At 38.4% G+C, this 11,988-nt stretch carries 9 protein-coding genes; 5 read left to right on the top strand and 4 right to left on the bottom strand.

All coding sequences use genetic code 11. The features are described from left to right. The first annotated feature begins 1 nt into the window (after position 1). Complete coding sequence (locus NEOC84_RS08615) at positions 2–718, top strand: lipoate--protein ligase family protein (protein ID WP_166158148.1); 717 nt, start codon at positions 2–4, stop codon at positions 716–718. A gap of 454 nt (positions 719–1,172) precedes the next feature. Here the strand turns inward: NEOC84_RS08615 and NEOC84_RS08610 are convergent, their stop codons facing one another. The 3 genes from NEOC84_RS08610 to pseB all read right to left on the bottom strand — a co-directional run bounded on the left by NEOC84_RS08610 (position 1,173) and on the right by pseB (position 4,940). Further along, on the bottom strand, positions 1,173–2,657 hold the full coding sequence (locus NEOC84_RS08610) for a glycosyltransferase family 39 protein (protein WP_166158145.1): 1,485 nt from the start codon (positions 2,655–2,657) through the stop codon (positions 1,173–1,175). Positions 2,658–2,837: 180 nt separating this feature from the next. Further along, on the bottom strand, positions 2,838–3,866 hold the full coding sequence (locus NEOC84_RS08605; protein WP_166158142.1) for a glutamyl-tRNA reductase: 1,029 nt from the start codon (positions 3,864–3,866) through the stop codon (positions 2,838–2,840). Between the two features lie 54 nt (positions 3,867–3,920). Beyond that, a complete protein-coding gene (pseB, locus tag NEOC84_RS08600; protein WP_166158139.1) occupies positions 3,921–4,940 on the bottom strand; it encodes a UDP-N-acetylglucosamine 4,6-dehydratase (inverting) in 1,020 nt (339 codons plus the stop codon). Between the two features lie 101 nt (positions 4,941–5,041). On the opposite strand from pseB, the gene NEOC84_RS08595 reads away from it, so the two are divergent. The 3 genes from NEOC84_RS08595 (at position 5,042) to NEOC84_RS08585 (ending at position 9,617) form a co-directional block, all read left to right on the top strand. Continuing rightward, the gene (locus tag NEOC84_RS08595; protein WP_166158136.1) at positions 5,042–6,910 is read left to right on the top strand and encodes a DNA topoisomerase IV subunit B; all 1,869 of its coding nucleotides are present in this window, start codon (positions 5,042–5,044) and stop codon (positions 6,908–6,910) included. 183 nt (positions 6,911–7,093) lie between these two features. Further along, positions 7,094–8,995, top strand: coding sequence for a DNA topoisomerase IV subunit A (locus NEOC84_RS08590; protein ID WP_166158133.1), 1,902 nt, complete (start codon positions 7,094–7,096; stop codon positions 8,993–8,995). A gap of 13 nt (positions 8,996–9,008) precedes the next feature. Continuing rightward, positions 9,009–9,617, top strand: a complete 609-nt coding sequence (locus tag NEOC84_RS08585; RefSeq protein ID WP_166158131.1) for a RecX family transcriptional regulator — start codon at positions 9,009–9,011, stop codon at positions 9,615–9,617. Between the two features lie 382 nt (positions 9,618–9,999). Here the strand turns inward: NEOC84_RS08585 and NEOC84_RS08580 are convergent. Further along, positions 10,000–10,867, bottom strand: a protein-coding gene (locus NEOC84_RS08580) for an IS5 family transposase (protein WP_242678243.1) whose coding sequence is annotated in 2 segments (ribosomal slippage) — positions 10,000–10,462 and positions 10,461–10,867 — 870 coding nt in all. Because the reading frame shifts where the segments join, the coding sequence is not laid out codon by codon here. Positions 10,868–11,516: 649 nt separating this feature from the next. On the opposite strand from NEOC84_RS08580, the gene NEOC84_RS08575 reads away from it, so the two are divergent. Further along, positions 11,517–11,789, top strand: coding sequence for a hypothetical protein (locus tag NEOC84_RS08575; protein ID WP_166158128.1), 273 nt, complete (start codon positions 11,517–11,519; stop codon positions 11,787–11,789). The last annotated feature ends 199 nt before the right edge of the window (positions 11,790–11,988 follow it).

The following is an 11,988-nucleotide window of genomic DNA, read 5'->3' as shown; positions in this document are numbered from 1 at the left end:
CTTGCGTCCCCCTCTTAATTTGCTGCTTTTAAGCCAATCTACTATCCTGGAGCAATTGCAGCTAGAAGAAGCTCTTTTGCGCGCCGATCAACGCAATTGGTGTTTAATCAACCCCAACCCTCCAGAAGCGATCGTTATGGGGATATCTTCTTCGCCTGAAAAAGTTATCGATCTGGAGAAATTTCGAAGGCAGCCTGTGCCGCTGATTCGCCGATTCAGTGGGGGAGGGACCGTTTTCATTGATGCGAATTCTATAATAAAGACTTTTATTTTTAATCAGGCAGATCTGGGCATTCCCTGCTATCCACAAGCTGTTTTTCGGTGGAGCGAGATTTTTTATCGTGGGGTCTTTAAGGAGATAGAATTGCGTTTATGTGAGAATGATTATGTGATTAAAGGAAGAAAATGTGGAGGGAATGCCCAATATATGACGAAAAATCGTTGGCTCCATCATACTTCATTTTTGTGGGACTACCAGGCAGAAAACATGGCTTACCTAAAAATGCCTCCTAAAATGCCTGGGTATCGTGAACAACGCTCTCATAATAATTTCCTATGCAAGTTAGGTGAGTATTTGCCAAGTAAGCAAGAAGTGGTGGATAGATTTTTAAAAACCTTAGAAGCTTATTTTAAAGTTGAAATTTTCTCTCTCTCTGAAGCTTGCAAAATCACCCAAATTCCTCATCGAAAAACTTCTCAACGAATCGATCTATTTTAAATAAGAGCAATAACCTTCTCTTTTTTAAGGTTAAATGGATCCATGCGCTTTACTAAAAGGGCTAGCTTAAATGAAGGGCTTAAAAAAAGAGCTCAGCGAGGGTAAAAAGGCCGCTGTAAGGGGCTTGGAAAACTGCGTAATCAACACAGTCTGTATAGGTGGGTCCACTCCCTAGCGATCGATGCCTCGAATAACAGGTATTCTGGCACCGAGTGGCTAGCGTCGTGATCCCCCAAAAAAATAATATCGTTGATTGGCTTTATCTTCCCAAGGAGTCCCAAACAGCAGCTAGGATATTCTGCTTTCATGGTCTCATTGTAGCGTAAAAGCTTATTAATATTCTAGATGTAAAGCTCTAAAATCGAAAAAGAAAGAGCTTTTTGTCGCCTCTCTCTTGATGATTGAGTGCTTAGAACTTATTGGCCTGCTTCTTTTTTTAAGTGTTTCTTTAAGATCAATATAACTCTGGATCAGCCGGGAGGAGGCCTTGATAATTAATACATTTAAATAAAGCCGCTTCTTTAACTTTCTGATGGCCAAGGGAGAAAAGAATTTTTTTTTCTTTAAATTCAACTGTCTGAAAATATTTGGCAAGTAAGTGGCAGTAGTGTTGGATCTGAAGATCATCCAGCTGATCAAGATGGGGACTATTCTCAGTTACAATAAAATATCCCGTTTTTCCTAGCTGCTCTTCTTTCATGCTAGGCCAAAAGGAAAATTGATTTTTTCTTGCTCCTTGTAAATTTAAAAAATAAGCTCTTTGCTGAGTTGGATTATAAAAACTTAAGAGGCTACTCATCTGGTACTTATCGCTAAATAAAAATTCCTTCGTAGGATCTACCTTTATAGTAGCCAATTCCTGACGCAAGGTGCTCCATCCTAGGTTATGCTTGAAGGGATTAATTTTATAAGGGATGTTAAAAGCAAGAGAGGGTTGCAGGGTGGGGAGTAGAAAAGCTAATAGACATAATAAAAGGGAGAGAACAAGCCCTCCTTTTAGCCAAAAAAGCATTTTTTGCGCTCGTTCACAGCAAAACCAGCAGAGACATACCATTCCTGAAGGAAAGGCAAAATCTCCCCAATTGCCTTGCAATTTTTTAAAAATAGAGAGCGTTAAAAATAGGCTAAGCAAAGAAAAGCAAAGGAAACCGCAAAAGCATAAAGCAGAAGGGAGCGTATGCCGCTCTTTGTATAACCTATAAAGGCTAAGGAGTAAAAGTATAAAAACAACAGGCGAGAGCAAGGCTGATTGAGCTCCTAGAAACTCCCAAAAATTGCCATTGAAAAAGGTAGATTTTGCCTTTAAAGGAACTGGGGGGAGATACAGGGTAGAAAAAACATGACGAAAAGTTACCCAATCATGCTGGGCATTCCAAACTATTGAAGGAAAAAGCCCTAAAAGTGAAATAGCTAAGCCTATTAAAAAATGGCGATGGATGAGCCGAGGATAGAGAGGGAAAAGGCAAAGAATCCCTAGCCATAGAATATAGATAGGCCATTTAAAAAGAGCTCCTAATCCCACGATTAGGCCTAAAAGCCAGTAAGAAGGCGTCTGATCTCTATTTAAAGCATAAGCTATCACTAGGCATGCCAAGATCCAAAAGAGCATCATCCCCCCATCCGTAATAGCAAAAAAGCTTCCTGCCATGCCTAGAGGGGTTAAAGCCATAACGAGCCCTGCCCAAAAGCATGTCTTAGGCTTTAATCCGCAACTCCATGTTAAGGAGTAAATCAAAAGAGGATAGAGGGCTGCTAAAACTACAGACATACAGCGTACCCCTAGCTCTGTATTTCCTAGCAAATGAGTGCCCAACCAGATTTGCCAAGCAATGCCGGGCGGCTTACTATAATAACCCCAACTAAGATCTTGGCTCCATGTCCAATATTGAGCCTCGTCTGGCCCCAAGCCAATAGGGCTATAGAGAATGGTTAAAATCATGATGGCAGCCTTTCCAAGGACAAGAAATAGGAGTAGGGGGAAGGTTTTTGAAGAATTTAGGATGCCTTGCATGGTAGTGCGCTCAATTTTTTTATCTCGATCATACAATAGCTTGTAAGAATTGAGAAGAAAAAATTGAATAAGCTTCTATCTAATGCGGGCAAGGAGCTTAAAAAAACTTTAAGCGCCCATTCCTACAGCTAGTAGCTGCTCTCGATAAGTTTGCTTTTGCTTAAAGAGATGGATATGCTGCTTAGTAGCTTCGATAATGCCCTGATCAGCCTTAGTCAAATGTTCGTAAAGCTTTTGCTTGCGAAAGGTAAGCATGCGATTAATTTGGTCAATATTAAGAAGAGTTATTTGAGTATGCCGAGCAACAGAAGGATCTATATTTCGAGGCACCCCTAAGTCTATCAGTAGCTTAGCTGGAATTTCTTTAAAGGGTAAGTGCGAGTAATTAATCACCGTCTGAGGAGCTTTAGTGCCACAGATAATCCAATCAAACTGATGCCATTGCGCAAGAGACTGCCAATCTAAAAGGTTAAGTTGGTAGGTCCTTGCAAGATCGATAGCATGTTTTTTTGTTCGATTACAAATCGTAATGTCGGAAAAGTTTTTACTCAGTAGAAAACGAAGAATTTTTTGATTGATAGCAGAGGCTCCCACCAAAAGGATTTTGGCCTGAGAAAGATTTTTAAAAAAATGGCTACCTGTGTTGAAGATTGCATGTTCTATATCAGGAAGAGTGCGAGTTAAAAGGTGTTGCGAGCGGATTTTTTTAGCTATCTTTAAAGACTTTTGAAAAAGATAATGCATTTCCTCGGGAAGTTGAGAAAATTGGCAAGAGATCTTGTAAGCATGCTTAACTTGGCTTTGAATTTCTGTTTCTGCCACGATAGCACTATCAAGCCCTGCCGTCACGCGCGAAAGATGATAGAAGCAATCATGCCCAAAATAAGAGTAAAGCTTTTGATCAAATTGCGTATCGACTTCATTCCTAAAAATATTAAGAAGATAGGTATGAGTATCAGCTAAATCATCTGAGCAAAAATAAATCTCGGTGCGGTTACAAGTAGAGAGAAGAATAAAGTGGTGATGGCCATGCATAGAGATTCCTGCTCCCAAGCGTTTTTGGCAAGCCTTAGCCAATAATTCTCGGAGCTTCAAATCAGCAAGCTTATAATTAATTCCCAGTACTCCAATTCGCATGGCATTCCTTAAAAGATATAAATTACGCCCTTATAAATAATTTTAAAATTATGGTCAAAGCTGGAGGATCAATTGACGCAGAGCTTCAATTCCAAGCCATTGAGAATTAGTGTTAGAAGCATAAGAAAAATCTTCGGGCAAGCGTCGCCCCTCTTCGCCTGTTAATAGCTTTTCTTGCAGTAATTCATCGTGATGGTAGATTTCCGGGATGATCACATAATGATCGGTAAATTCCCAGGTATGACGGGCATCTTCTAGGCCTATCATAAGTTCATGCAGCTTTTCACCTTCTCGAATACCGGTATAGATGTGAGAGCTTGCAGGAGCAAATGCTTGAGCTAAATCTGTGATTTTCATGCTAGGAATTTTGGGCACAAAAATTTCTCCTCCTCGGGAACGTAAAAAAGATTGAAGCACAAAATCAACAGATTGCTCAAGGGTGATCCAAAAGCGTGTCATTCTTTTATCGGTGATAGGCAATGCCTGGGCGCCTTCGGCTAATAGTTTCTTCCAAAAAGGAATAACGCTTCCTCGGCTACCAAGCACATTTCCATAGCGTACTACAGCAAAGGTAGGGTGACTACGAGCGCCTACATAGGAGTTTCCTGCTACAAAAAGTTTATCTGCACATAGCTTAGTCGCCCCGTAAAGATTAATAGGATTGGCAGCTTTATCGGTTGATAGTGCGATAACTTTTTCCACACCACTATCGATGGCAGCATCGATTACATTCATGGCACCTATAATATTTGTTTTAATGAACTCAGTAGGATTATATTCAGCAGCAGGTACTTGCTTTAAAGCAGCCGCATGCACAATATAGTTAACTTCACTAAAAGCGCGCTTAAGGCGGGATTTATCGCGTACATCTCCTAGGAAATAGCGGATTTTAGGATGAGAAAAAATAGGAGCTGATTGACGCATCTCCCACTGCTTCCATTCATCTCTACTGAAGATAATAACTTTACGGCATTGATCTTCTAGGAGTAGACGCTTAGCTAGTGTTTGGCCAAAGCTGCCGGTGCCCCCAGTAATCAATAACGTTTTATCTTTAAAAAAATTTGTTGCATGCATTCGTGTAGGTGCTCCTGTTCAAAAACCTGGATTCAGAATTCGTTTTTATATATTCTGTTTCCATAAATCATTCAAATTCCTTTTAACATAGTGTTTAACTCATGGCAAAGCAATATGACGAAAGTAGCGTAAAAACTTTAGACGCCTTATCCCACATTCGATTGAGATCGGGGATGTACATAGGGCGTTTAGGCGATGGCTCTCATCCAGATGATGGTATCTACATCATGCTTAAAGAAATTATCGACAACAGTGTTGACGAATTTATTATGAAGCATGGGAATAAAATTGTCATTGAATTAGACGAAGAGAAAGGAATGATTGCCGTAAGAGACTATGGTCGAGGAATCCCTCTTGGTAAAGTGATTGAATGCGTAAGCCAAATCAATACGGGTGCCAAATACAATGATGATGTTTTTCAGTTTTCTGTAGGCCTAAATGGTGTGGGAACCAAAGCGGTAAATGCTCTTTCTAGCCGCTTTATAGCGCGCAGTCATCGGGATGGCCATTACCTTGAGGCCCAATTTTCTCAAGGGGTTTTAAAGCACAAAATTGAAGGGACCACGAAAGAACCTAACGGCACTTTTGTGCAATTCATTCCCGATATAGAAATTTTCAAGAAATATAGCTTTCATCAAGAATACATTATTAAACGCCTTTGGCATTATGCTTATTTGAATGCTGGCTTGGTGATTCACTTTAATGGTGAGCGTATTGAGTCCAAAAACGGTTTACTCGATCTATTAAATGCTGAAGTGGCTGTAGACGATCGCTTGTATGAGCCTTTGCATTATCGTGGCAAAATGCTTGAATTTGCTTTTCTTCATACGCAAAGTTATGGGGAGACCTACTTCTCGTTTGTGAATGGTCAATATACGGCTGATGGAGGTACACATTTATCAGCTTTTCGTGAAGGTCTTTTAAAAGGTGTCAATGAATATGCCAAAAAGAATTTCCAGGGTGTGGATGTACGGGAAGGTATAGTAGGAACAGTTCTTGTTAAGGTTAAAGATCCTCTTTTTGAATCGCAAACTAAAAATAAATTAGGCAATAATGAAGTGCGTGGGCCGGTCGTTCAAGAAGTAAAAGAAGCGGTGATCGATCTTTTATATAAAAATTCAGCGACAGCTAATCAAATTATTGAGAGAATCGCTTTTAATGAAAAGCTGCGTAAAGAGCTGGCAAATGTTAAGAAAGAAGCCAAAGAAAAGCAAAAAAAAATCTCCTTTAAAATTCCTAAGCTTCGTGATTGCAAATGTCATTTTCAAGATGGAACTGCGGATGGAGAAAAAAGCATGATTTTCCTTACGGAAGGAGATTCTGCAAGCGCTTCCATCGTAGCTGCTAGAAATCCCTTTACTCAGGCTGTTTATTCTCTACGCGGCAAGCCCTTAAACGTGCATGGCATGAAACTGGATCAACTTTATAAAAATGAAGAGTTGTTTAATCTGATGAGCGCCCTGAATGTGGAAGATGATATTTCTCAGCTTCGTTATCAGAAGGTTGTTTTAGCTACCGATGCGGATGTAGATGGCATGCATATCCGCAACCTATTGATTACTTTTTTCCTTACCTATTTTGAGGGATTAGTTTTAAATGGACACCTCTACATCCTAGAAACGCCTTTATTTAAAGTGAGGAATAAAGAAAAAACTTATTATTGCTATAGCCCTGAAGAACGTGACAAAGCAGTAGCTAAATTAAAAAAAGGAATAGAAATCACCCGTTTTAAAGGCTTGGGGGAAATTTCTCCGGGAGAATTCAAGCAGTTTATCAGCCAAGATATCCGCCTTCTTCCTGTAACCATTCATGCTTTTTCTGATATTAAAACTACGGTGCAATTTTACATGGGTAAGAATACACCAGAACGTAAGCAATTTATCATGCGTAATTTAATTAACGAAGATGAAGATTCCTTAAAAGAAATAGCTATCCTAGCAGCAGATAAACCAAGCAATAAAGAAAAATAGCCTTTCTAGCAAGAAATAAAAAGAAAATTCTACTGAAATTAGCAAACATTAAATAAAGATTATTTCAACTGGTTTGTTAAAGTGGATTTATTATTTTTTTTATTATAATTCTTATTAAGACTATATTTTTATTGCCTATTAGCATCCCTAACCTATCTAAATAATTATTGAGTATAAAATTTTATGGACGACATTAAGCAACTCATGCAGCTTAATTATCTTAAATATGCCTCTTATGTGATTTTAGATCGCGCCATTCCTAATGTAGTAGATGGCCTTAAGCCGGTGCAGAGGCGTATCTTATTTACTTTGTGGATGATGCATGATGGCAAATTGCATAAGGTGGCCAATGTAGCTGGCCAAACAATGGCCTACCATCCCCATGGTGATGCGCCTATCGTGGAAGCTCTAGTAAACATGTCTAATAAAGGTTACCTGCTAGACCAGCAAGGAAATTTTGGTAATATGTTCACGGGAGATCCTGCAGCAGCAGCACGTTACATTGAGACGCGGCTTTCTGATTTAGCTCAAAGCACCATGTTTAATCCTGAACTCACCCAAACGATTCCTTCGTATGATGGGCGGCATCAAGAGCCCATTTCGCTTCCTGCCAAAATTCCTTTAGTGCTTATGCAGGGCGCTGATGGTATAGCAGTAGGAATGGCAACGCATATTTTACCTCACAATTTTGTAGAGCTGCTGGAAGCCGAGATTGCTATCTTAGAGGGACGCGAGTATACGATTGTGCCTGATTTTCCTACTGGCGGTATCATGGATGCTTCAGAGTATGAGAAAGGTAAGGGTAGAGTCAAGTTGCGTGCTAAGATAGAGATACGAGATCCTAAGACCTTGGTGATCACCGAGATTTGCTATGGAACTACCACAGAATCACTAATTCGCTCGATTGATGAAGCAGCCAAGAAAGGCAAAATTAAAATTGATTCAATCAATGATTACACCGCTGAAAAAGTAGAAATTGAAATCAAATTACCTCGTGGACAGTATGCACCCGACCTTATTGATGCCTTACATGCCTATACCGAATGTGAAATAATATTGAATTCTTCCCTGGTGGTCATTAAGGATAATTTACCTTGGGAGCCTACTGTTAATGAAGTCTTAGAGTATCATACCGAATTGCTACAAGGTTATCTATCTCAAGAGCTAGAAATTGAGCGTAAAAAACTTTATGAGAAAATTTTTAATAAGACTTTGGAACAAATCTTTATTGAAAATCGCCTTTACAAAACAATAGAGAATATCTCTTCCTACGATAAAATTCATGGAGCGATAGAATTAAGCTTAGAGCCTTTCCATCCCCAACTTTCTCGTGTCCCTACTTATGAAGATCGCGAAGCTTTGCTGAATATTCCCATTCGACGTATTTCTCGTTTCGACTTAAATAAAAACCAAGAAGAAATTGCTGCTACACGCAAGCAACTAGCAAAAGTAGAAAAAGATCTTAAAGATATTAAAAAGTTTACGATTAATTACATTCGAGGAATAATTAACAAATATGGCAAAGCTTATCCGCGTACAACACAGCTACAAGCTATCCAACAAGTAGATAAGCGTGCTATGACTCTACGCAATGTTAAAGTAGGGTTTGATCCTGTTTCAGGATTTATTGGCACTAAAGTAAGCAGCAGTAATCTTTTTGAATGTACAAATTTTGATAAAATTTTGCTTATGTTTAAAGATGGTACCTACACTGTTATTAATATACCTGAAAAGCAATATGTCCATCAGGACGGCAATAAAGTCGTGTATGCCGGTATTGCTGATAAGAAAACCGTTATAAATGTAGCCTACAAAAACCCTCAAACTCATATTTGTTTTGCTAAACGCTTCATTATTACGCAGTTTATTTTGGATAAAGTCTATACTTATATTGAAAAAGGAATGGAGCTACAGTATATTTCTACTGCAGAGCAAGCCCGAGTAGAATTGCAACTCATTCCTAAAATTAAACAGAAGCAATCTAAAGTCATATTTGATTTTGCTAACACCACCGTTAAAAGCGTTTCTTCTAAAGGAATCCGTATGGATCAAAGGCCTGTAAAAAAGATCGTTCTCATGAAGTGAGTAGGGGAGCCCCATGAAAATTAGTTGCCTGCCCAAAGAAGGATCTCGCTTGCTAATGACGGTACTTATTGAAGAGGAACCTTGGCGAGATATTCATACCAAAATATTCGGGCGCCAACCTTTGCTTCCAAAAAGCGATAGCTTAGCAGCCTTTCAAGAAAAATTTAAAAAGTTAGAATATGCCAAAGCTAAAAAATATGCTTTAGATTGTCTAGCCATGCGCAGTTATCTATCTATTCAAATGAAAAAATTGCTAAAAAGAAATCTAGTTTCAGAGGAAACTATAGAAGAAATTTTGCAAGAGTGTATACGTCTAGGCTATTTAAATGATAATGATTGGCTTGAAGGATTTGTTAAAAGGCAGTTGTCTCGCCATACAGGGCCTCAACGAATTATCTGTCAGTTGATGAATAAAGGAATATCTCGTTTAGAAGCCCATAGATATGTAGAAATGTATGCTCAAGCCAATACTTCTCAGCAAAGTATTCAGCATTTAATAAATACCAAATATAAAACACGCAATCTGGCTGATTATAGAGAAAAACAAAAAGTTTTTGCCGCCCTTATCCGTAAAGGGTTTGATATTCAAGCGGTAAAAGATGCATTAAAAGTAGAAGAATAATAAGAAATTTTCTTGAAGATCAAACCTTTAAGCACTTGTTGCTCTTCTCTCTCATCCTACCCCTTGCCTTGACAAGTCTCGGACGCTTGATAAGCTCTTCCCAAAAGAAAGGCTTGCTTCCTCACTCCCATCCATCCTAAAAAAAATCTCCTGACTACCCATCCCACATTTATGTTTAAGGAATAGGGCTAAATTGTATGTCTAATTTTTCGGAAGAGCATGACGCCTCCATCAAAGCATAGGAGCCCCCTTATCTTCTCGAAGGGGAATGTAACACGAATCTCTGAGGAGATATAGCATAAGAACTCTGAAATGTTTTGCTCAGATGCCAACTAATCTTTAAAGCAAGAATTCAAAACTTTTCAATAGGCTTCTTGAGTAATTAGATTTCAATTTCATAGTTGTAGATCATCGCAATAAGATTAAAGCGCAAACCAAACCTTCTTCTTCGATTTCTGTATCTATCGCTTATGATTTTAAATCTTTTCAAACTCCCAATCACATTTTCGTTTATTACTCTTTCCGAAGATATTGCTTGGTTTTGCTTTTTTTCTTCCTGAGTTAACGCTTTTCTCTTTCTAGATTTTTTTGATAGCCTAGAGTTTCTTCGAAGTTTTTTTATACCTGTATATTCACTATCGGTTATCGCGCAGCGGTTATCAGTCCAGCGCGCCTTACTTTCTTTAAACAACTTATAATCATGCTTTTTACCATTGCTACAGGCCGTACAAATAACTTTCCTACTCTTCTTATCGACCACCACCTGACTTTTTAGGGTATGCCTTTTCTTTTTTCCTGAATAGAAATGCTGCTGCTTGTTGTTGCGATTCCTTATCTTTTTTTTCTTTAACTCTCCTCTTAGGTCGCTCTACAGGTGATTCTGATGCATCTATAAGCACTCCTTCGTATTCACTATCCTTTTCCAGAAGAGCTTTCTTTCCAGGAAGCGAAAATTCCCCACTTTTAATTAATGTGTCTTTCACCCATCTACATGCTCGATAACAACCACTTTCGCTCAATCTATAACTTCTACCTAAATGAAAATAAGTTCGATATTCTCTTAAATACTCCAACGCCATCAAAAGCTTGTCTTGGATACTTAGCCCGCCTCTTCTTCCTGCTCTTCTGTATCTTCTGTTTTGTGCTTCTACTAAAACCTCGACCATTCTTTCAAATGTTTCACGCTTTACTCCTGTCAGCCTTCTAAATTGTTCGGCAGACAGTACTTTAAGCTTCTCATATTTTTCCATATCTTTTTCCTTAGTTTAAAGGATAAGAAAATAGCAAAAATTTATTTAAGCAAGAAGTCTAATTTTTAAAAAGTTGGCAGGTAGGGGGAATGAATTTCATTTAGCACATGAGTATTTCATGCTGAATCTTCCTTAATGGGTCCTCGTGGCCTGGCTGTTTTTGCGGAAACAATATAATGATTCCAAGAATCACGCCATTAGATCTATCTATTTGATCAAGCTCAATCCGCCCCCATATTCTTTCTAAAAGAAAAGTTTTCGTTCAACTTGAGATAAAAGATGACTCTCGTTCACTTTTTGAACGTCCTTATCTTAAAAGCAAGAGTTTGTATTTGTGGGCCAGTAAATTTCATACTTTTTTCTCCTTTCTTTTTCGCGCTAGTGCCTATAAAAAAATTCACTATCTTCATCTTCAAGGATTTATGAGGAAAAGTGACGGGGTTAAGGAAAAAGCTTCCGGAAGAGCCTTAAGTCGAATGGTTAATCAATTTTATTTTTAACTGCAAGATTATTAAAAGTAACAATTTGCGCAATTATTAAGATGTTCCCTATCTTATATAATTTAATTTTCTTACAAAGAGATGAATGTAAAATAATAATTTGTTATAATAAATATTAGAGAGATAAAACTTTTTCCGGAAGGTACACTATGAGTGAGACTATCATAAATTCTAACTCTGCTGCAGTGTCTTCAGCAATAGTAAGCTCTGCTACTCCCTCTTCGGCTGGGTCTGAGAATAATGCCTCTACAGGCGTTCAATCAGGGAATATCAGCAGCTTGTCAGATTTAAAAGAGCAATCCCCTGAAGTTTATTCTGCCATGATGCAAGGAATTGCGATGAATATATGCAGTAGAATGGCCCAACAGCAAGCCCATTTAAAGCAGATACAAGAAGAAGCTCGCCGTGCCTCAGAAGGCTAAGAGCGGGCAGGCGCAGCATAAGCTAGCTCGATTTTTAAAATTTTTTATCGCTTAAATTTTTTAGCATGGTTAATTAGGCACTTATATTAAACTTAAGAAAGGGTGTAAACAAAAGTGTTGGCAATTCTTTTTAAGCAGCAGCTTTGTAGGAATTCCAGTAAGCTTCCCAATAACCATTTAATCTACCTATTCTTAAGTT

Origin of the sequence: Neochlamydia sp. AcF84 (genome assembly GCF_011087585.1) — a bacterium.
Taxonomy (GTDB): Bacteria; Chlamydiota; Chlamydiia; order Chlamydiales; family Parachlamydiaceae; genus Neochlamydia.
This window is presented reverse-complemented; position numbering and strand designations above follow the sequence as displayed.

What these genes read in the sequence shown, in the direction of transcription:
- NEOC84_RS08610 (WP_166158145.1), bottom strand. Translation starts at nt 2,657, where the DNA reads ATGATTTTAACCATTCTCTATAGCCCTATTGGCTTGGGGCCAGACGAG.
- NEOC84_RS08605 (WP_166158142.1), bottom strand. Translation starts at nt 3,866, where the DNA reads ATGCGAATTGGAGTACTGGGAATTAATTATAAGCTTGCTGATTTGAAG.
- pseB (WP_166158139.1), bottom strand. Translation starts at nt 4,940, where the DNA reads ATGCATGCAACAAATTTTTTTAAAGATAAAACGTTATTGATTACTGGG.
- NEOC84_RS08595 (WP_166158136.1), top strand. Translation starts at nt 5,042, where the DNA reads ATGGCAAAGCAATATGACGAAAGTAGCGTAAAAACTTTAGACGCCTTA.
- NEOC84_RS08590 (WP_166158133.1), top strand. Translation starts at nt 7,094, where the DNA reads ATGGACGACATTAAGCAACTCATGCAGCTTAATTATCTTAAATATGCC.
- NEOC84_RS08585 (WP_166158131.1), top strand. Translation starts at nt 9,009, where the DNA reads ATGAAAATTAGTTGCCTGCCCAAAGAAGGATCTCGCTTGCTAATGACG.
- NEOC84_RS08575 (WP_166158128.1), top strand. Translation starts at nt 11,517, where the DNA reads ATGAGTGAGACTATCATAAATTCTAACTCTGCTGCAGTGTCTTCAGCA.